At 68.5% G+C, this 19779-nt stretch carries 19 protein-coding genes; 5 read left to right on the top strand and 14 right to left on the bottom strand.

What is annotated here, in order from left to right; genetic code table 11:
* Window positions 1–42 precede the first annotated feature (42 nt).
* On the top strand, window positions 43–588 hold the full coding sequence (locus ABIB42_RS00925) for a pseudouridine synthase (RefSeq protein WP_005669252.1): 546 nt from the start codon (window positions 43–45) through the stop codon (window positions 586–588).
* Between the two features lie 51 nt (window positions 589–639).
* On the opposite strand, the gene ABIB42_RS00920 is transcribed toward ABIB42_RS00925, so the two are convergent.
* Window positions 640–2871 (bottom strand): NADP-dependent isocitrate dehydrogenase, encoded by a 2232-nt coding sequence (locus ABIB42_RS00920; RefSeq protein WP_005669250.1) that lies wholly within the window; start codon window positions 2869–2871, stop codon window positions 640–642.
* A gap of 388 nt (window positions 2872–3259) precedes the next feature.
* Window positions 3260–3526, bottom strand: coding sequence for a 30S ribosomal protein S20 (gene rpsT, locus ABIB42_RS00915; protein WP_005669248.1), 267 nt, complete (start codon window positions 3524–3526; stop codon window positions 3260–3262).
* Between the two features lie 259 nt (window positions 3527–3785).
* On the opposite strand from rpsT, the gene murJ reads away from it, so the two are divergent.
* Window positions 3786–5342 carry a murein biosynthesis integral membrane protein MurJ gene (gene murJ / locus ABIB42_RS00910; protein WP_429247722.1) on the top strand — a complete coding sequence of 519 codons (1557 nt, stop codon included), beginning with the start codon at window positions 3786–3788 and terminating at the stop codon, window positions 5340–5342.
* Here the strand turns inward: murJ and ABIB42_RS00905 are convergent, their stop codons facing one another.
* Together ABIB42_RS00905 and ABIB42_RS00900 are read right to left on the bottom strand one after the other, a co-directional pair.
* Window positions 5343–5975, bottom strand: coding sequence for a redoxin domain-containing protein (locus ABIB42_RS00905; RefSeq protein ID WP_273035637.1), 633 nt, complete (start codon window positions 5973–5975; stop codon window positions 5343–5345). It abuts the gene before it with no gap.
* A gap of 23 nt (window positions 5976–5998) precedes the next feature.
* Complete coding sequence (locus ABIB42_RS00900) at window positions 5999–8059, bottom strand: protein-disulfide reductase DsbD family protein (RefSeq protein WP_429247721.1); 2061 nt, start codon at window positions 8057–8059, stop codon at window positions 5999–6001.
* Between the two features lie 257 nt (window positions 8060–8316).
* Here ABIB42_RS00900 and ABIB42_RS00895 point away from each other — a divergent pair, with 257 nt between their 5' ends.
* From ABIB42_RS00895 to ABIB42_RS00885, 3 genes are all read left to right on the top strand, one after another.
* Complete coding sequence (locus tag ABIB42_RS00895; RefSeq protein WP_005669239.1) at window positions 8317–8892, top strand: porin family protein; 576 nt, start codon at window positions 8317–8319, stop codon at window positions 8890–8892.
* Window positions 8893–8992: 100 nt separating this feature from the next.
* Window positions 8993–10225 carry a sensor histidine kinase gene (locus ABIB42_RS00890; protein ID WP_051205145.1) on the top strand — a complete coding sequence of 411 codons (1233 nt, stop codon included), beginning with the start codon at window positions 8993–8995 and terminating at the stop codon, window positions 10223–10225.
* Window positions 10222–10854, top strand: coding sequence for a response regulator (locus ABIB42_RS00885; protein ID WP_071363573.1), 633 nt, complete (start codon window positions 10222–10224; stop codon window positions 10852–10854). The genes ABIB42_RS00890 and ABIB42_RS00885 overlap by 4 nt, the downstream gene beginning before the upstream one ends.
* A 6-nt stretch (window positions 10855–10860) precedes the next feature.
* Here the strand turns inward: ABIB42_RS00885 and ABIB42_RS00880 are convergent, their stop codons facing one another.
* From ABIB42_RS00880 to ABIB42_RS00835, 10 genes are read right to left on the bottom strand one after another with little or no spacing between them, the layout of a single operon-like run.
* Window positions 10861–11544: a type II secretion system protein gene (locus ABIB42_RS00880; RefSeq protein WP_429247720.1), complete on the bottom strand. Its 684-nt coding sequence runs from the start codon at window positions 11542–11544 to the stop codon at window positions 10861–10863.
* Complete coding sequence (locus tag ABIB42_RS00875; RefSeq protein WP_143054623.1) at window positions 11544–11918, bottom strand: type II secretion system protein; 375 nt, start codon at window positions 11916–11918, stop codon at window positions 11544–11546. Before ABIB42_RS00875 ends, ABIB42_RS00880 begins: the two co-directional genes overlap by 1 nt.
* A 5-nt stretch (window positions 11919–11923) precedes the next feature.
* Window positions 11924–12412 (bottom strand): type II secretion system protein, encoded by a 489-nt coding sequence (locus ABIB42_RS00870; protein ID WP_005669230.1) that lies wholly within the window; start codon window positions 12410–12412, stop codon window positions 11924–11926.
* The gene (locus ABIB42_RS00865) at window positions 12409–14436 is read right to left on the bottom strand and encodes a secretin N-terminal domain-containing protein (RefSeq protein ID WP_184234495.1); all 2028 of its coding nucleotides are present in this window, start codon (window positions 14434–14436) and stop codon (window positions 12409–12411) included. The genes ABIB42_RS00870 and ABIB42_RS00865 overlap by 4 nt, the downstream gene beginning before the upstream one ends.
* Entirely contained in the window at window positions 14436–14972 is a 537-nt protein-coding gene (locus tag ABIB42_RS00860) for a hypothetical protein (RefSeq protein WP_005669226.1), read from the bottom strand. Before ABIB42_RS00860 ends, ABIB42_RS00865 begins: the two co-directional genes overlap by 1 nt.
* Window positions 14969–15529 carry a hypothetical protein gene (locus ABIB42_RS00855; protein WP_005669224.1) on the bottom strand — a complete coding sequence of 187 codons (561 nt, stop codon included), beginning with the start codon at window positions 15527–15529 and terminating at the stop codon, window positions 14969–14971. The genes ABIB42_RS00860 and ABIB42_RS00855 overlap by 4 nt, the downstream gene beginning before the upstream one ends.
* Window positions 15526–16071 carry a PilN domain-containing protein gene (locus tag ABIB42_RS00850; protein ID WP_005669222.1) on the bottom strand — a complete coding sequence of 182 codons (546 nt, stop codon included), beginning with the start codon at window positions 16069–16071 and terminating at the stop codon, window positions 15526–15528. The genes ABIB42_RS00855 and ABIB42_RS00850 overlap by 4 nt, the downstream gene beginning before the upstream one ends.
* Window positions 16068–16883: a hypothetical protein gene (locus ABIB42_RS00845; protein ID WP_040777114.1), complete on the bottom strand. Its 816-nt coding sequence runs from the start codon at window positions 16881–16883 to the stop codon at window positions 16068–16070. Before ABIB42_RS00845 ends, ABIB42_RS00850 begins: the two co-directional genes overlap by 4 nt.
* Complete coding sequence (locus ABIB42_RS00840; protein ID WP_005669217.1) at window positions 16876–18561, bottom strand: GspE/PulE family protein; 1686 nt, start codon at window positions 18559–18561, stop codon at window positions 16876–16878. The genes ABIB42_RS00845 and ABIB42_RS00840 overlap by 8 nt, the downstream gene beginning before the upstream one ends.
* Window positions 18558–19745: a type II secretion system F family protein gene (locus ABIB42_RS00835; protein WP_005669215.1), complete on the bottom strand. Its 1188-nt coding sequence runs from the start codon at window positions 19743–19745 to the stop codon at window positions 18558–18560. Before ABIB42_RS00835 ends, ABIB42_RS00840 begins: the two co-directional genes overlap by 4 nt.
* Window positions 19746–19779: the final 34 nt, after the last annotated feature.

The raw sequence follows: 19779 nt of genomic DNA, 5'->3' as shown, positions 1-19779 counted from the left end.
GCATTATGCCTCAGCTATCCTCATCCGTTCACACGCTTTCCCATGCCCCTGATTCTCTTTAACAAGCCATTCCAGGTCCTGTGCCAATTCTCGCCGCAGGAGGGCCGCGAATCGCTGGCCGATTATCTCGATATTCCAGGCATTTATCCGGCCGGCCGGCTGGACGCCGACAGCGAAGGCCTGATGCTGCTGACCGACGACGGCAAGCTGCAGCACAAGATCGCCCACCCCGACCACAAGGAAGCCAAGACCTATCTGGTGCAGGTGGATGGCGTGCCGGACGCCGCCGCGCTGGCGCGCCTGCAGGCGCCGCTCGACCTGGGCGACTTCGTCACCCAACCCTGCCGCGCGGTGCGCATCGCCGAACCGGAATGGCTGTGGCCGCGCAATCCGCCGATCCGCGCGCGCCAGGACAAGCCGACCGCGTGGATCGCGATCACGCTCGAAGAAGGCAAGAACCGGCAGGTGCGGCGGATGACGGCGGCGGTGGGCTTCCCTACCCTGCGCCTGGTGCGCAGCAGTATCGGGCCGTTTTCGCTGGCGACGCATCCATTGATGCCGGGTGAATATACCGAGGTAACGATGTAAAAAAACCCGCCGACCTCACGGTACGGCGGGTTTCTTCATTGGCGCTTCGGATTACGCCAGCGATTGCAGCGCAGCGTTGAAGGTCACGCTCGGACGCATCACCGCGCCCACCTTGGCTTCGTCCAGCTTGTAGTAGCCGCCGATGTCGGCAGGTTTACCCTGCACTTCCAGCAGTTCGGCAACGATCTTGGCTTCGCTCTCGCCCAGCTGCTTGGCCAGCGGCGCGAACTTGGCGGCCAGTTCGGCATCCTCGGTCTGCGCGGCCAGCTCCTGCGCCCAGTACATCGACAGGTAGAACTGGCTGCCACGGTTGTCGAGCTCGCCGGTCTTCGGCGATGGCGACTTGCGGTTGTCCAGCAGCTTGCCGGTGGCCGAATCGAGGGTCTTGGCCAGCACTTTGGCCTTGTTGTTGCCGGTCTTGATGCCGAGGTCTTCCAGCGAGACGGCCAGGGCCAGGAACTCGCCCAGCGAATCCCAGCGCAGGTGGTTTTCTTCGACCAGCTGCTGCACGTGCTTCGGCGCCGAACCGCCGGCGCCGGTTTCGTACATGCCGCCACCGGCCATCAGCGGCACGATCGACAGCATCTTGGCGGACGTGCCCAGTTCCATGATCGGGAACAGGTCGGTCAGGTAGTCGCGCAGGATGTTGCCGGTCACCGAGATGGTGTCCAGGCCGCGCTTGACGCGCTCGAGCGTGTAGCGCATCGCGCGCACCTGCGACATGATCTGGATGTCCAGGCCGCTGGTATCGTGCTCCTTCAGGTAGACCTTGACCTTCTTGATCAGCTCATTTTCGTGCGGACGGTACGGATCGAGCCAGAACACGGCCGGCATGCCCGAGTTGCGGGCGCGGGTCACGGCCAGCTTGACCCAGTCGCGGATCGGCGCGTCCTTGACCTGGCACATGCGCCAGATGTCGCCCTGCTCGACGTTTTGGCTCATCAGGACTTCGCCGGTGGCGAGGTCGGTGATGTTGGCCACGCCGGCCTCGGGAATCTCGAAGGTCTTGTCGTGCGAGCCGTACTCTTCGGCTTGCTGGGCCATCAGGCCGACGTTCGGCACGGTGCCCATGGTCTTCGGATCGAAGGCGCCATGCCATTTGCAGAAGTTGATGATCTCCTGGTAGATGCGGGCGAAGGTGCTTTCCGGGATGACGGCCTTGACTTCCTTCAGGCGGCCATCGGCGCCGTACATCTTGCCGCCGGCGCGGATCATCGCCGGCATCGACGCGTCGACGATCACGTCGTTCGGCGAATGGAAGTTGGTGATGCCCTTGGCCGAGTCGACCATGGCCAGCTCGGGACGGTGTTCCTGGCAGGCGTGCAGGTCGCGGATGATTTCCTCGCGCTGCGACGACGGCAGGTCGGCGATCTTGTTGTACAGGTCGGCCATGCCGTTGTTGACGTTGATGCCGAGGCTGTCGAACAGGGCGCCGTGCTTTTCGAAGGCTTCCTTGTAGAACATGCGCACGCAGTGGCCGAACACGATCGGGTGCGAGACCTTCATCATGGTCGCCTTGACGTGCAGCGAGAACAGCATGCCGGTCTGGTGCGCGTCTTCGATCTGGGCTTCGTAGAAGTCCAGCAGGGCCTTGCGGCTCATGAACATCGAATCGATGATCTCGCCGGCCTGCAGGGCGACCTTCGGTTTCAGGACGATGGTCTGGCCGCTCTTGGTGACCAGTTCCATCTTGACTTCGCGCGCCGCGTCGAGGGTCATCGACTTTTCGCCGTGGTAGAAGTCGCCATGGGTCATGTGCGAGACGTGGGTGCGCGACGCCTGCGACCATGGGGCCATCGAATGCGGATTCTTGCGCGCGTATTCCTTGACGGCGCGCGGTGCGCGGCGGTCCGAGTTACCTTCGCGCAGGACCGGGTTCACCGCCGAGCCGATGCACTTGCCGTACTTGGCCTTGATGGTTTTTTCTTCGTCGGTCTTTGGATCGGCCGGATAGTCGGGGATGTTGTAGCCCTTCTCTTGCAGTTCCTTGATCGCGACCGTCAGCTGGGTGACCGAGGCGCTGATGTTCGGCAGCTTGATGATGTTGGCTTCCGGCGTGAGCGTCTTCTTGCCCAGCTCGGCCAGCGCGTCGGGCACGCGCTGTTCCGGAGTCAGGTTCTCCGGGAAGGCAGCCAGGATGCGGGCCGCGACCGAGATATCGCTGGCCTCGACCGTGATGCCGGCCGGCTTGGTGAAGGTGCTGACCACAGGCAGGAAGGCGTGGGTCGCCAGCAGCGGCGCCTCGTCGGTCAGGGTGTAGATGATGGTCTGATCACTGCTCATGCACATTTTCCTCGGTAGTCGCGAACGCTGTCGCGAGTATAAAACTGACAATTGGCCACAGGCCAAGACCTTGGCGCTCCGCCTTGGCGCTCCGCGCTGATGCCGGACATTCTACCCCTCCGGACTCCGGGATGGCAGATCGCAAAGGAGTGATCACATCCACCCTGCGGCGTCGCGGTCGGCGCCGCAAGTCTTCTATAAGACATAAGACGCGCCATATTATGCCCGAGCTTTGCGCGGCTTACCAGTTTTTAAGCGTTCGACAACCCAGGACGTGAAAAATGAAGCACCAAGCAAAAAAACCCGCCAGGACCGAAGTCGGGCGGGTCTTTCCAACTGCACAGAACTTTGCCGTCGCGGCCCATCGGGCCGCGTCGCAAACGGGCTATTAAGCCGACAGTGCTTTCAGGGCTGCAGCCAGGCGGCTCTTGTGACGCGCTGCCTTGTTCTTGTGGATGATCTTCTTGTCAGCGATGCTGTCGATCTTCGACACGGATTGCTGGAAGATGGTGGTCGCGGCAGCCTTGTCGCCAGCCTGGATGGCTTTGCGGACGGCCTTGATTGCGGTGCGCAGGGTCGAACGCTGCGACGAGTTGTGTGCGTTTTGCTTAACTGCTTGACGAGCGCGTTTGCGCGCTTGTGCGGTATTTGCCATGGAATTTCCTAAATCGGGGTCAAGTTGCGTTTGCAAACATTAGCGACTGTCAAACTGGCGCCGGGGTTGGCTATGCGGTGCCTGCCCAACGATTAGTGTCTGCTAACAGAATTCAGTACAGCCCACGATTATAGCGAAGGTTTCAATTCGGAGCAATTCATAATTCAAAGATTGTCGGTTTACTGTGCCTTTCGGAGCACCGTCCGATACCTGTCATTCGTGTCCGTACGGACGAGTTGCCCAAGTATAATCTTGCGCCATGAACCTGCTCAGAACCCTCGCCGCCATCTCCAGCATGACCATGCTGTCGCGCGTCACCGGCCTGCTGCGCGAAAGCCTGTTCGCGCGCGCCTTCGGCGCCTCGGCCTATACCGATGCCTTCATCATCGCCTTCCGCCTGCCGAACCTGCTGCGCCGCCTGTTCGCCGAAGGCGCGTTCTCGCAGGCCTTCGTGCCGATCTTGTCGGAATATAAAACCCAGCATGGCGAAGGGGCCACCAAGACCCTGGTCGACCACGTCGCCACCGCCCTGATCTGGGCCACGGTGCTGACCAGCATCGTCGGCATCGTCGGCGCCCCGCTCCTGATCACGCTGCTCGCCGGCGACCTGCGCGAGACACCCGGCGCCTACGACGCCTCGGTGATCATGACGCAGATGATGTTTCCGTACATCGCCTGCATGTCCTTCGTGGCCCTGGCCGGCGGCATCCTGAATACCTGGCGCCAGTTCAAGGTGCCTGCTTTTACCCCTGTGTTGCTGAACCTGTCCTTCATCTTCGCCTCGCTGGTGCTGGTCAACTACCTGGAGCAGCCGATCTATGCGATGGCGATCGCGGTCTGCGTCGGCGGCCTGTTGCAGGTGGCGATCCAGATTCCTTCGCTGGTCAAGATCGGCATGTTGCCGCGCATCTCGCTCAACCCGATGCACGGCCTGCGCGACGCAGGCGTGCGGCGCATGCTCAGAAAGATGGGCCCGGCCGTGTTCGCGGTGTCGGCGGCCCAGATCAGCCTGCTGATCAATACCGGCATCGCCGCCAGCCTGGCGGCCGGCGCCGTCTCGGCCCTGCAGTATGCCGACCGCCTGATGGAATTTCCGACCGCGATGCTGGGCGTGGCCCTGGGCACCATCCTGCTGCCGTCGCTGTCGAAAGCCAATAGCGAAGGCAATACCGAAGAGTATGCGGCCCTGCTCAACTGGGGCCTGCGCCTGACCTTCCTGCTGGCGCTGCCGGCGGCGGTGGGCCTGGCGACGCTGGCCGAGCCGATGATCGCCACCCTCTTCCACTACGGCAAATTCGACGATGCCGCGCTGGCCAACTCGGCCATGCCCCTGATGGCCTACAGCGCCGGCCTGCTCGGCATCATTCTCGTGAAGATCCTGGCGCCGGCCTTCTATGCGCGCCAGGACGTCAAGACGCCGGTGCGCATCGCGATCATGGTGCTGTTCGCGACCCAGCTGATGAACCTGCTGTTCGTGTACCTGCTCGACCTGGGCGTGGCGGGCCTGGCCCTGTCGATCGGCCTGGGCGCCTGCATCAACGCCACCTGCCTGTACGTGGGACTGCGCCGGCGCGGCATCTATGCGCCGCAGCCGGGCTGGCTGACGTTCTTCATCAAGCTGGCCGTCGCGGTCGGCGTGATGGGGCTTCTCGCCTGGTTCGGCCAGGCGCAGTTCGACTGGGCGGCGATGAAGGCGACGCCGGCCCTGCGCATCGGCGCCCTGCTCGCCATCATCGGCGCCTGCGCCTTCGCCTATTTCGCCGTGCTGGCCGTGCTGGGCTTCCGGCCGCGCGACTTCCGGCGCCGCGCCAATTGATCAGGACTTGTACTTGACGTTGCAGCCGTAAGGACGGGTGGTGGCCTGGGCCACGTTCCCGCCCTTCACGACCGCTTCCATCGCGGTCTTGAACAGCGGACTGGCCTTCTCGATGTCTTCCAGCTTGGCCGACGCGATGCTGTCGATGCCGCCCGCGTAGCGCAGCACGCCTTTCGCATCGATCACGTACATGTGCGGCGTGGTGCGCGCGTCATACGCCTTGCCGACCGTGCCTTGCGGGTCGAGCAGCACCGCCGTCGGCGCGGCATTGCGGCTGGCGGTCAGCTCGTCGGCCTTCTTGCCGTCCACATGGCCCTGCTCGCCCGGCGCCGACGAAATCACGCTCAGCCACACCACGCCCGCATCCTGCGCCTGCTTCTGCAGGGCCGGCATGTTCGCCTGGTAGTGCTTCTTCACGTAAGGGCAATCGTGGTTGGTCCATTCCAGCACCACGACCTTGCCCTTGTAGTCGGCCAGGCTGTGCTGCTTGCCCTTGCTGTCGACGGCCGTGAAGGCGGGGGCCGGCTGGCCGATGGCGGGCGCGGCGAACGCCGGCGCCGCAGCGGCGCCCAGCAGCAGGGCGGCCATCGATACCGTGGTGCGCAGCATGGCGCGACGTGGGGAAGCTTTCATGATCTCTCCTTGTGAGTAAATGATTACTGCTCGAACGACTCGGTGACGATGGACTGGGTCAGCACCGGCGGCAGGACCACCGGCTCTTTCCTGGCCGGGTAGAAGGCATAAAACGGCAGGCCGTCGCGCTGGAACGATTGTAAAAACGCCGTGATGGCGGGATCGCGGTTGGTCCAGTCGCCCTTCATGTAGACCACGCCGCGCTCGCGCATCGCCTGCTGGACGGCGGCCGTCGACAAGGTCGTGCGCTCGTTCACCAGGCAGGTGATGCACCAGGCCGCGGTCATGTTGACGAATACCGGTTTACCTTCGGCGCGGAGAAAGGCCAGGCGCTCGGCGCTGTAGGGTTCGGCCTGCATGGATTGCGCAGGGGCCGCGGCCACCGGCCCGGCGCCATGCAGCGCGGCCATCAGGCCCACGATGCCGGCAACGCCGGCCACTGCCGCCCCGCGCGGCCACCAGCGCTTCCTGGTCCCATGCTGGCCGAGGCCGACCAGCCAGGCCACCAGGCCCACCAGCACCAGCCCGGCGAGCGCCATGCGCAGGCCTGCCTCGCCCGCCTGCTGGGCCAGCACCCACAGCAGCCAGGCGGCGGTCGCATACATCGGGAAGGCCATCGCCTGGCGCAGCGTCACCATCCACGCGCCGGGCCGCGGCAGGCGCCGGGCGAGCGCCGGGAACATCCCGAGCAGCAGGAACGGCAGGGCCAGGCCGAGGCCCATCGTCGCGAACACCACCAGGCTGACGTAGGCCGGCGCCACCAGCGCCGAGCCGATCGCGGCGCCCATGAACGGCGCGGTGCAGGGCGTGGCCACCACCACCGCCAGCAGGCCGGTGAAGAAGCTGCCGGCATGGCCCTTGCGCTCGGTAAGCCCCTGGCCCGCGCCGGAAAGCGCGCCGCCGATGTCGAACACCCCGGACAGGTTCAGGCCGATCGCCAGTATCAGCCAGGACATCGCCGCCACGAACAGCGGCGACTGGAACTGGAAGCCCCAGCCGACCGCGCTGCCCCCCAGACGCACGGCCAGCAGGGCCAGGGCCAGCGCCATGAAGGCGGCCAGCACGCCAAGCGTATAGAACAGGCCGGACAGGCGGACCGCGCGCCGGTCGCCGCCCGACATGCCGGCCACCGCCGTGGCCTTGATCGCCAGCACCGGGAACACGCAGGGCATCAGGTTCAGGATCAGGCCGCCCAGGAAGGCGAACAAGGCCATCTGCCACAGCGGCAACGCGGCCGGCGCTTCGGCGGCAGGCGCGGGAGCGGCCGGCGTGAGCTCGAGCGCGAACCAGCGTTTCTGTCCGCCGCCGTCCGTGATCGCCAGCAGGCCGGCGGATGGCCCCGGCGTGTAGCCCTGGCCCTTGGTCGTCGCCAGCGTGAGCCTGCCCTCTTCCACTGTCAGGGCCTGGTCGGCCACGTGGTCGACGACGCCCCAGCTGTCCGGGAAGTACAGCGCCGATCGCACGGATGCCGGCGAAATGCCTTCGCCCTCGACCGCCAGTTGCAAGGTCGATTCGCCGGCGCTCACCGAGGCGCGCCAGTCGGCAGGCTGCGGCTGCGGCTGGCGCGCGTCGGCGCTCTTGAAGGCGGCCAGGATCCCGGCGCTGGCCGGACGTGCGCTCGCCTCGACCGGCAAGGCCAGGCGGAACTTGCCTTCCTCGGGAATGCACTCCTTCTCGCACACCACCCAGTCGGCATCGGCCTCGAGAACCAGCTGGCTGCCGGGCCGCGCATCCCGCGGCACCGTCAGGGTCATCGGAAACACGATCTCGTTCTCGTAGCCGTAGCTGGCGACCGGACCGATGATGAAGCGGTCGGGGCCCGGCCAGGCGATCTCGCCGACCGTGGCTCCTGGCGGCGCATTGAATGCGATGCTCGGCGGCGAACCGGCGTCGCCGGGATTCTTCCAGTAAGTGTGCCAGTGCGGCGCCAGGCGCTGGCGCAGGCCGATGCGCAACGCCTGGCCCGGACTCACGGCGGCGTATTCGCTCACCAGCGACACCGTGGCGCGCGGGCTTTGCTGCACATTGCTCTCTGCCGCCACGGCCAGCGCCGGCGTCAATACGAGAGACAGTGCAGCGATCAAGGTGCGCCAGGAAGACCGGGCGGCGGTTAGAAAAGATCCGGGCATCAGTTGCTAATGCGTGGGTCAATCAATGGGTTCGACGGTCGGTGACAAAGCTAACACGTTCCCGCGTCGCCCGGCAATCATCCCGATACTGTAAAGACACCGATTCGCATCCTGACTTTCGGCACATGCGGACCTTCGCGCGGCTTCGGATAATCGCCCCACTCGCAGCGCCTCGGGGGCGCCGCGATTCAACCAGAACCGGAAAAACAACCATGCAAAAATTCGTCCATGCCGCCGTCCTCATCGCCATTCTCGCCGTCGCCGGCGCCGCACGCGCGCAGGAGCGCGGCTACATCGGCCTCGCCGTCGGGCCTTCGAAAGCCAGCGTCACCAACGGCGATGGCCAGCGTGTCGACCGTGACAACGACGTCGTCGCGTTCAAGGGCTATGCCGGCTACGACTTGAACCGGCACCTCGCCATCGAGGGCGGTTACGCTGGCACGACGGGCAAGCTCCGCTTCGACGGCGCGCGCTTCGGCGTGGCCACCGATCCGCGCGCCGGGATGAGCGCCTTCTATGCGGCGCTGCGCGGCAAGGTCGCCGTCGGGGCATCGGTCGACCTGTTCGCCAGGCTTGGCGTGGCGCGCAACCGGTTCGAGCTCACCGGCGCCGGCGCGCAAGACTTCCACGTGACCGCCGTCAAGCCGATGGTGGGGGCCGGCGTCGCCTGGCGCGTGTCCGACCAGGTGGCGCTGACGGCCGAGCTGGAACACTACGGCCGCGTGCGCGAAGGGAACCGCCGCTTCGTCCAGAACCGCGCGCAGCTCGGCGTCCAGTTCGGCTTCTGATGGCGCCGGCAAGAACGAGCAGACTTTCCTCAGTGCATCTGCGAAAATACTGCTCCCTTTCCCCATGCGAACAATGATGCCCGCGCCCACCGCCCCCAGCATGCCGCATATTCCACCCTGGGCGTTCGCCGGCGTCGCCGCGCTGCTGTTCGCGGTGCTGGACATCGCCGCCGTCCTGGCCGCCGGCGTGGAGCGGGCGCCGCTGCACAACCCGATCGGCCTGGCCGCGCTGGCGGCTGTCGTCGGGACACAGGACTGGCTGGCCTGGACTGGCGGCGCGCAGCGGCCGGCCGTGTTCCAGTGCTATGCGATCGCCAAGACGGCGGTGGCCGTGCTTGCCGTGGCGGCGGCCGCCGCCGCCTGCGCGGCCCGCCTGCCACGGCGGCGTGCGGCGCTGCTGGCGCTGCAGATGGCGTGCGCGCTGGCGCTCGATTCCACGCCCTTCCACCTGCTGGTGGCCGTCCAGATCGGCATGCTGCTGCCGCTGCGCACGGCGCTGGCGTGGCTGGCCATCCAGTACCTGCTGGGCGCCGGCGTCGATCTGCTGCTGGTGCTCGACCTTGCGCAGCGCCAGGCGCAGCCGGCGCAGTGGTCGCTGCTGGGTTACCTGTGCGCCGAGCGCGCCGTCGTCGTCGCCGGCTTCGCCGCCGTCGGCCGCCTGGTCCTGTACGAACGCCGCACGCGCCAGGCGCTGGCTGCCGCCCATGCCCAGGTGCTGGCCACCCAGTCGCTGCTGGCCGACACCGTGCGCGGCAGCGAGCGCCTGCGCATCGCACGCGACCTGCACGACACGGTCGGCCATCACCTGACGGCCCTGAACCTGCATCTCGACCTGGCGCTGCGCCAGGCCGGCAGCGCCGCCCCGCCTGCCCTGCCGACGGCGCGCGCCGTCAGCCAGGATCTGCTGGCCCAGGTGCGCGGCGTCGTCACCAGCACGCGCGATGACCGCCCGATCGACCTGGCGCAGGCCTTGCGGATGCTGTGCGCGGGGCTTCCGGCCTTGAAGGTCGACCTGCGCGTCGACGCCGCAGCCGCATGCCAGCCGACGCCGGTGGCGCACGCGCTGTTTTGCTGCATCCAGGAAGCCATCACGAACACGCTGCGCCACGCGCAGGCAAGGCGTCTGGACATCGTCCTCGAGAACCGCGACGGCATGACGGTTGCCCGCGTCGCCGACGACGGCTGCGGCAAGCCCGGCGCCGCCGAAGGCAACGGCCTGCGCGGCATGCGCGAGCGCCTGGCCGAACTGGGCGGCACGCTGAGCTGCGGGCCCGATGAGGGCAAGGGATTCAGTCTCGAGATGCGCGTGCCGCAGGCCGGGAGCGCGGCATGATCCGCGTCGGCCTGGTCGACGACCAGACCCTGGTGCGCAGCGGCATCCGCGGGCTGCTGGACCTGACCGACGACATCCGCGTGGTCGCGGAAGCGGCCGACGTCGACGCGGCGCGCGCGATGCTGGCCACGCACGCGCTGGACGTGCTCCTGCTCGACGTGCGCATGCCGGGCTGCGACGGGGTCGACCTGTTGCGCCGCCAGAGCGCCGCGCTGCCGCCGACGATCATGTTGACGACGTTCGACGACGACGCGGTCCTGTTCGAGGCGATGCGCCTTGGTGCGCGCGGCTTCCTGCTGAAGGACATTTCGCTGGAACGGCTCGCGGAGGGCCTGCGCGCCGTGGCCGGCGGCGCCACCCTGTTCCGGCCCGGCATGACGGAACGCGTGCGGGCATCCTACCAGCGCACGCATGGCGCAACAGCAGCCGCCGGCGCGGCCGGACTGACGCGCCGCGAAATCGAGATCCTCGCCCTGATGGCCGGCGGACTCAGTAACGCCGAGATCGGCGCCGCCCTCGGCGTGAGCGAGGGCACGGTCAAGAACCATGTGTCGAGCATCCTGTCCAAGCTCGGCGTACGCGACCGCGTGCGCGCGGTCCTGCGCGGCATCGAGCTCGAACTCGTCTGACGCCGGCTAGGCTGGCGACGCGGCTTGTTCCGCCGGCTCGGACTCGGGCTCGGGTTCGGGTTCGGGCTCGGGCTCGGGTTCGGGCACGGGTTTGGGTTCCGGCTCGGCTTCCGGTGCGGGTGCGGGCGGCGGCGGCGCCACGGCCGGCGCCGGTTCCTGGACGGGTGGCGCCGGCGGCGCGCCCGGCCCGCCCGACTGGGTCGTCGGGACGGCCGGCGCCAGGCTGCGCTCGCCCGCGCTGAAGCGCCACTCCGAGATCATCTCCTTGTTATCCAGGCCCTTGAAGCGGCTGTCGAAGTTCGCGATCTTCAGCGGCCTGGCGGTCGACAGGCTGTGGATGGCGACCACGCCGGTCTCGCCGCCGCCCAGGTAGACGATGCCCCACTCGGCCTTGCCGGTCAGCGGATCGACATAGACCTTGCGCAGGTGGCGCCGCACGGCGGGCGAGCGCGGGTCTTTCAGCAGTTCGGCCAGCGACGGCGGATACGGCGAGCCGCCGCGCGGGGTGGCGGCGGCGTAGCTGTCGAGCGCGGCGCTGAAGGCGGCGCCGATCTCCAGCAGTTCTTCCTCGGCGGCGGCGCGCTGCAGGAGCGAACCGATCTTGAGCGTGGCCGCCCCCACCAGGCCGATGATGGCCACGAAGATGATCAGGCCGAGATAGGTGAAGCCGGCCTGGCGCCGCGCTTTCACTACCACTCCAGGTAGGGACGCCCGCGCCGGTCGTTGCCGGGCGCGCCGCTGCGCAGGTTGGAAAAGCCCCCCTGCTCGCCGTCCTGCGGCGCCTCGAGTATCCAGGTCTCGCGGCTTTCGGTGACCGGGTCGAGCGGGATCTCGCGCAGGTATTTTTCGTCGACCAGCTGCTCGAGCGATTCCGGATAGCGCCCGGTGTCGGAGCGGTACTGGTCGACCACGGCGCGCGTATTGCGCAGGTTGTCGGCCAGGATGGTCTCTTTCGCGCCGTCGATGCTGGGGAAGAAGCGCGGCACGGCCAGCGTCAGCAGCAGGGCCACGATGCCCAGCACCACCAGCAGTTCGATCAGCGTGAAGCCGCGGCGTGGTCTCATCGGGTTCACCATTTGTTGTAGGGGATGCCGTTCAGGCCAATGCGCTGCGAGGTCGAATACACGTCGTAGACGTCGTCGCCCTCCTTCGGCTCGTCGGGCTCGCTGGCGTAGCTGCGCTTGCCCCAGGTGGCGGCGTCCGACAGCTCGGCATCGGGATTGAAGGGGTCGCGCGGCAGGCGCCGCAAAAAGTAGATGTTGGCCTGCTTCGGGCTGCGCAGGTCGGGCACGCCTTCGACCAGCAGCTCCAGGCGTTCCGGGTAGCCGCTGGCGTCCGCCGCCTTGCTCACGCGGCCTTCGTCGCCGGCCTTCTTGTAGGCGTCCAGGCCGGCGCGGATCTCGCGCAGCGCGCGCCGCAGTTCCTGTTCGTCGCGGCGCTGCACCGTGACCTCGGCCACCGGCAGCACCAGGGTGCCCAGCAACGCGAGGATGGCCAGCGTGACCAGCAGTTCGATCAGCGTGAATCCAGTGGCTGCGCGCCGCGCCTGAACCTTCATCGCTGCGGAATCGGCGGATTGACGCCCGGCGGATAGGCGGCCGGGACGACCTCGGGTTCAGGCGCCGGCGCCGGTTCAGGCGGCGGCGCCGGCGCGCCCGGCGGCGCCGAAGGCGGCGAGCCCAGTTGCGGCGTGGCCGGCAAGGCGGATGGCGGCACCGAGAAGCTCGGGGTAGCGTCCGGCGGCGGCGCGACCGGGGTCGTTTCGACCGCCGGCGCCGGGGCTGGCGCGCGGATGGGCGATCCCGTGACCTGCACCCGCACCACGTTGTCGGGCCGGCGCCGGAAGCTGGCCTCGGTGCCGGCGCCGAATTCCGACGCCGACGCCGGCGGGCGCTGCACGGCGCGCACGATGCGCGGCGTGATCGACAGCACGATCTCGGTGCGGTCGCGCTGGTCGCGCTGGCTGCCGAACAGGCGGCCGACCACCGGCAGGTCGCCGATGCCCGGCACCTTGCTGCCGCTGCTGCGGTCTTCATTGCTGATCAGGCCCGCCAGCACCTGGTTCTCGCCATCCTTCAGTTGCAGCAAGGTGTTGGCCGAACGGGTGCCGATGCGGTAGGCCACGGTGCCGCTGGTGGTGCGCACCGATTCGCCCAGGCTGCTGACCTCGAGCCCGATGCGGATCGCCACCTCGTTGTTGAGGTAGATGGTCGGCTCCACGTTCAGCGTCAGGCCGACGTCGATGTAGTTGATGTTTTCGGATGCGAAGCCGCCGATGCCGGACGACACCGTGGCCGAGATGTTCGGGATCTTGTCGCCGATGACGACCTTGGCCTTCTCTTTGTTGCGCACGCGGATGCGCGGATTGGCCAGGGTATTGGTGTCGCCGTCGGTCTTGTTGGCGTTGAGCGACGCGCCGATGCCGCTCACTTCGATATTGCTGCTGTTGAAGTTGCGCAGGTCGTCGATCGTCAGCGGGGCGCCGTTCAGCGTCTGCAGCGGCGTGAACGAGAGCCCCGCCGGCCAGGCGATGCCGAGGTCCATCACGCTGCTGCGGCGGATCTCGAGCACCTCGACGTCGAGCATGACCTCGGGCTCGGGCACGTCCTGCAGGGCCACCAGCTGGGTGGCGATGCGGATCGCTTCCGGGTTGTCGCGCAGGATCACCAGGTTCAGCTTCTCGTCCACCACCACGTCGCGCGCCTTGAGGATGGTCTTGAACGTGTTGGCGATGCTCTTGGCTTCGGCATTGGCCAGGAAGAAGGTCTTGACCGTCATCTCCTGGTATTCGCGGACCTTGGCCGCCACGTTCGGGTAGATCAGGACCGTGTTGCCGTCCATGACCTGGCGCTCGAGCTGGTTGGTCATCAACAGGTAATACACCGCCGCCTCGACCGTGCTGTTCTTGAGGAAGATCGAGGTGCGGGTATCGGCCTTGACGTCCTTGTCGAAGATGAAGTTCAGGCCCGAATGGCGCGCGATGACCTCGAACACCTGCTTGAGCGGCGCCTCGCGGAACTCCAGGCTGATGGGTTTGCGGTAGCTGGCCGCCAGCGCCGCCTGGCCCTTCGGCGCGGCGGCGGCCTTGGCGTCGACTTCCTGCATCAGCTGGCGCGCCGCCTCGTGCGCGGGGCGTTCGGTGAGCACCGCCGCCAGTATTTGCCGCGCGGTCTCGGGTTCGTCCTTGTCGAGGGCGGCGCGCGCTTCGACGATGGCGGCCGCGTGGCGGCGCTCGGCCTCGACCTGGCGCAGCCCGGCGCGGGCGCGGTCGTTGACGGGGTCGATCGCCAGCACGCGGCGGAAATCCTGGGTTGCCAGGTCGACCTGGCCGGCCGCCAGCGCGCGCTCGGCCTGGTCCACCAGGCGCGCGGTGGCGTTGTCGCGCGCGCGCAGGAAGGCCGCCCGGTAGACCGGGTTGTCCGGCTCGGACGCCAGCGCTTCCTGGTACTTGGCCAGGCCGGCGCCCACCTGGTCCCGGGCCACCAGCTCGTTGCCTTCCTGGTAGGCGCGCTGGGCCGCGCAGCCTGCCAGCAGCAATGGAAGCAGCAGCAGGCCAAGACCTTGAATCCGGGTTCGCACCATCAGTCGAATACTCCAATATTGAGCTGCTGTCGTTGTTCCAGCGGCAGGTAAGTCAGGGTCAGCACCGGTGGACGGATCGCGTCCACGCGGTAGGTGCCATCGATGGTTTCGCCATCCTGGACGAGATAGGTGCGTTCGCCGCGCGCCAGGTAGATTTGCCACACGCCGTCCTGCAGCGACTTGCCGAGATAGGTGAACGGCAGCGGCGGCGCGCTCGGCGGCGGTGGCGGGGGCGGTGGCTCGTTCGATGGCGGCGGCGGCGGCGGCGTCCAGTCATGGCGCGCGAACAGGCTATTCTCCCCTTCCCCGAAGCGGTCGCCGCTGGCGCCGATCAAGGTCTCGCGCGGGATCAGGCGCGCGATGGCCACGTCGTCGCCGGTTTTCCTGATGGCCGGCGCGGCGCTGCGCAAGGGGGCCGTGGCAGCCGCGCGCTCGACCGGCTCGGCCAGTTCCGTCTCCGGCGCGTTGTCGCCAAAGACGACCAGGCCGGCGGCCAGCGCCAGCGCCACGCCCATGGCAATGTGGCGCGGCTTCACGACTTGCTTCCTTCCGTGAGATAGAAGGTCAGGCGCAGGCGCGCCTCGACCCCGGCCTCGCCCACGCTGTCGCGGCGAAAAGCCACGTCGTCCAGCGAGGCATGCGGAATCGCGCGCAGCACGTCCATCGCGAATTCCCAGATCGCGCCATAACTGCCCTTCACCGGCAGGTTGACCTGGTAGGCCACCAGCTTCGCATTGCGGTCGTTGGTGGCCCGGTATTCGCCCTGGCGCAGCGCCAGGCCGTGGCGCTCGGCCAGCGCGAACACTTCCTTCAACTGACGCTCCACGCCGCGGCGCTCGCCCAGGGTCGCATAGAAGTGCCGCAGATTCTGGTCGCTGCTGGGCGGCGCCGCCGCCGGGACAGGCTGCGGCGGCAGCGGCGTGCGCGCCGCCCGGCGCGCCGCCTCGTATTCCGCGTCCAGTCGCGCGCGCGCCGGCACCAGCGCCGCCTGGACCGCGGCGCCAGCCAGCATCAGCGCCAGCACCAGGGCCACCAGCGGATCGACGCGCGCCAGCAGCAGGCGCGCGCGCAGCAGCAGTGCGCCCGTCTTCACGCGCTCTCCCACTGCACGCTGACCTGGAACCGCAACGGGCGGTTCGGGTCCTGCTCCATCACCTCGTGGCGCAGCAGCACCACGCTGCTGAACCATTCCTCGGCCTGCAGGCGCGTGATATAGGCCAGCATCTCGTCGCTCGAGCGCGCCTCGGCGCTGATGCGCACCGTGCGCCGCTTCGCGTCCGGTTCCAGCGCCAGCAGTGCGATCGTGTTCGGCGTGGCTTCGCCCAGCGCCGCCGCCAGGTCGCGCCACGGCAGGTTCAGTTGCAGGATGGCGGCATTGACGGCCCCGGCCTGGGTCGGAGACACGGCGATCGGCGCGGCCGGCGGCGCGGCAACTAGCGCCGGCGCGCTGCGCGCGGCCAGCGCCGCCTGCAGATCGCGCACTTCTTCCTGCTGTTCAAAATAGCGCTGGGTCATGAACAGCGCCGGGATGCACAGCGCCAGCACGCCCGGCAGCGTATAGGCCAGGGTCGGCGGCGCGCGAAACAGCGTGCGGCGCAGGCTGGGCGGCGCGAAATCGATGCGGGTGCGCTTCATGCCGGCACCCCGGTGCGGGCCAGGCGCGCCAGTTCCGACCAGTCATCAAGCTGCTCGAGCAGGCTGCAGGCGAATTTCAGCCGTCCCGGACTGCTGGCCCAGGCGGCGGGCGCCGCGCCGGAAAGCTGCAGACGCTCGGGCCGCGCGATTCCGACCCGCAGCGCTTCGCGCGCAATATGGGATTCGAGCCAGTCGCGGTCGGCCCCCGCCGGGATCGGGGCGCTTCTCACCGCCGCCAGCTTGCGGCCCTCGTAGGCCGCGAGCGACAGCACGCCGCCATGGACCAGGCCGAACCAGGCGCCGGGCCGGCGTTCGCGACGCCAGGCGTTCATGGCGGCGACGAATTGCGGGCTCACCTCGACCAGGTGGAAACCGTGCTCCCGGGCGGCCGCCGCCAGCGCGTCGAGCAGCGCCACGGGCGCCGCAGCGGCCAGGAAGGGATCGACCGCATCCCAGTCGGCGCTGATCTTCCAGTCGGCGCCGGACGCCCCGAACAGGTGCTGGAAGCGCAGCGCGGCGGCCGCCTCCAGGTCGCCCATGCGGGTGGCGCCCGGCGGCGGCGGCACTTGCCACAGGCGCACCAGCTCGTCGGCCAGCACCACGCTCACCGGCCAGCCCTTGACCGGCAGGTCGGCAAACAGCATCGGGAGGCCACGCGCCAGCGCGTCGGGCGCGAACAGGTCGAGCGGCTGTTCCGACAAGGCCAGCGGCGCGCCGCCGAACAGGCGGCTGGTCTTGACCAGGGCCAGGCCGCCCGCGGCCACGCCCAGGCGCAAGGCTTGTCCGATGGGAGGAAAATGCAGTCTACGCATGCAGGGTCACCCGCTTGATCTCGTCGATCGTGGTGGCGCCGCGCCGCACCAGGTCGAGCGCCGCCAGGCGCAGGCTGCGGGTGCCGTTGGCGTGGGCCGCGGCCTTGATGCGGCGGATCGGCTGCTTGTCGACGATCAGTTCGCGGATCTCGTCGTTCAGGGTCAGGATTTCGGCGATCGAACGGCGGCCCTTGTAGCCGGTGCCACGGCAGTCGCCGCAGCCCTTGCCGCGCATGAAGACATAGTCCGCCACTTCTTCGCGCGCCAGGTGCACCGAGGCCAGCTCGTGCGCGTCCGGCTCGTAGCGCTCGGCGCAGCGCGGGCAGCACATGCGGATCAGGCGCTGGGCCCAGATGCCGTTCAGGGCCGAGACGAAGGCATACGGATCGATGCCCATGTGGGTGAAGCGGCCGAACACGTCGAACACATTGTTGGCGTGGACGGTGGTGAGCACCAGGTGGCCGGTCAGGGCCGACTGCACCGCGATCTCGGCGGTCTCGCGGTCGCGGATCTCGCCCACCATGATCTTGTCGGGGTCGTGGCGCAGGATCGAACGCAGTCCCTTGGCGAAGGTCAGGCCCTTCTTTTCGTTGACCGGAATCTGCAGGATGCCCGGCAGCTGGTATTCGACCGGGTCCTCGATGGTGATGATTTTCTCGCGCCCGTTGTGGATCTCGGTCAGCGCCGCGTACAGGGTGGTGGTCTTGCCCGAACCGGTGGGGCCGGTCACCAGCAGCATCCCGTACGCCTCCTGGGCCAGCTGGCGCAAGCTCACCAGGGACGGCGCGTCGAAGCCCAGCGCCTCGAGCGTGAGCGCGCCATAGGCCTCGATCATGGCGCGCTTGTCGAGGATACGGATCACCGCGTCCTCGCCGTGGATGCTGGGCATGATCGAGACCCGCAGGTCGATGTCGCGCCCGCCCGCCTCGACCCGGAAGCTGCCGTCCTGCGGCACGCGGCGCTCGGCGATGTCGAGTTCGGCCAGCACCTTCAGGCGCGAGATGATGTGCTCGGCCAGCTCGATGCCGCCCACGGTGGCGGCGTGATCGAGCACGCCGTCGACCCGGTACTTGACGGCCAGCCCGCCGGCGGTGCTCTCCAGGTGGATGTCCGAAGCGCCGGCCTTCAATGCGTCGTACAGGGTGGAGTTGACCAGCTTGACGGCCGGGCTGCCCGCTTCCGACACCGAGGCGAACGACAGCACGGTGCCGGACTTGCCGTCGCGCCGCGCGTCCTGGGCGCCGCCCACCAGCGAGTCGACGGCGCGCGCCGACTCTTCCTGCTTCGACAGATAGGCCTGGATGTCGGACTGCAGCGCCAGGCATACATCCAGTGGGTTCCTGGCGCTGGCGCGCGCCTGGGCCCCGAGCCAGGTCTGCAGGTCGAGGTCGAAGGGATCGGCCAGCACCCCGGTCAGGCGCCCGTCCGGGTGGCGCAGCAGCGCGCAGTGGCGCGACAGCGCCTGGGCCAGCGGCAAGAGTTCGAAGGCCGGGGCCAGCGCCAGCATGGCGCCGGTCTCCATCACCGCGAGGCCGAACGGCGCGGCCAGTTCGCGCACCAGCTCGCGCGGATCGCGCCCGGTCAGGGCTTCGAGCTCGAGCACCAGGCCGCGCCGCGAGACCGCGGCGGCGGCGCGGGCGCGCGCCAGCAGCGCCGTGTCGAAGGGTTCCGCGTTCACGACATGTCTCCCGCCAGGTCGAAGATCGGCATGTACAGCAGCACCACGATGGCGCCCACCACCAGGCCGATGGCCGCCATCAGCAGCGGCTCGAAGGTCCGCGTGAAGCGGTCGATCCAGCGTCCGATCTCGCCATCGTAGAAGGCGGCGGATTGGGTCAGCATCGGCCCCATGTCGCCGGTGCGCTCGCCCACGCGCAGCATGCGCAGCGAGATTGGCGTGGTCAGGCCGTGGGCCTCGAAGGCGTTCGACAGCGGCTGGCCGGCCTCGATCGCGGCGCGCGCCGCGGCCAGGTTGCGCGCCAGGTGGCCTGACACCATCGGCTGCACCGTCTCGATCGCGCCGACGATGGTGATCCCGCCCTCGGTCAGCATGCCCAGGGTCAGGTACAGGCGCGACAGCTCGTAGACGCGGGCCCGCTCGCCGATGCCGGGCAGGCGCGCCAGCAGGCGCGCCATGCCGCCGCTGCGCAGCAAGTGGCGCACGGCGGCGGCCAGGCCGGCCACCAGCAGCGCCGCGACGACCAGGATCGCGCCGCCGTGGCCGGCCGCGAACTGGCCCCAGTCCAGCAGCAGTTGCGACATCCACGGCAGGTCGCGCCCGGCGCCGTGGTAGACCTCGGCGAATTTCGGCACCACGTAGCCGATCAGGAAGGCGCTGACGCCGCCGCCGACCATCAACAGGATCACCGGATAGATCGAGGCGCTGACGATCTTGGAACGCACGGTGTCGATGCGCTGCTGGTAGTCGATGTAGCGCGCCAGCGCGCGCGGCAGGTCGCTGGTGCCTTCGGCGGCGCGCACGATGCCGACGTACAGCGGGGGGAACAGCGCCGGCTGCGCCGCCAGCACGCTGGAAAAGCGCTTGCCCTCGCGCAGGCCGGCCAGCAGGCGCTCGAGCACGGCGCGCGTGGAGGGCGCGGCTTCCTTCTCGAGCAGCGCCTCCAGGCTTTCGACGATGCCCAGGCCGGCATTGAGCAGCGCCAGCAGCTCCTGGCTGAACAGCACGAGAGAAAGCTTTCCCCCGCGCGGGCGCGCCAGCGCCGCGCCGCGCGCCGGCTCGACGGCGCTGACGAACAGGCCGCGCGCCTCGACCTGGCGGCGCGCGTCCTGGGCGTCGGGCGCGTCGACGACGATGTTCGAGATCGACATGTCGGGCGCGAGGGTGCGAACGGCGAACTGCATGGGATGCCCGGCGAGGTTGCGGTGAAGCGAAATA

Origin of the sequence: Massilia sp. UYP32 (genome assembly GCF_050434365.1) — a bacterium.
Classification (GTDB): Bacteria; Pseudomonadota; Gammaproteobacteria; order Burkholderiales; family Burkholderiaceae_D; genus Telluria; species Telluria timonae.
The sequence above is the reverse complement of the archived record's forward strand: the minus strand, read 5'-3'. Positions and strand labels throughout refer to the sequence as shown.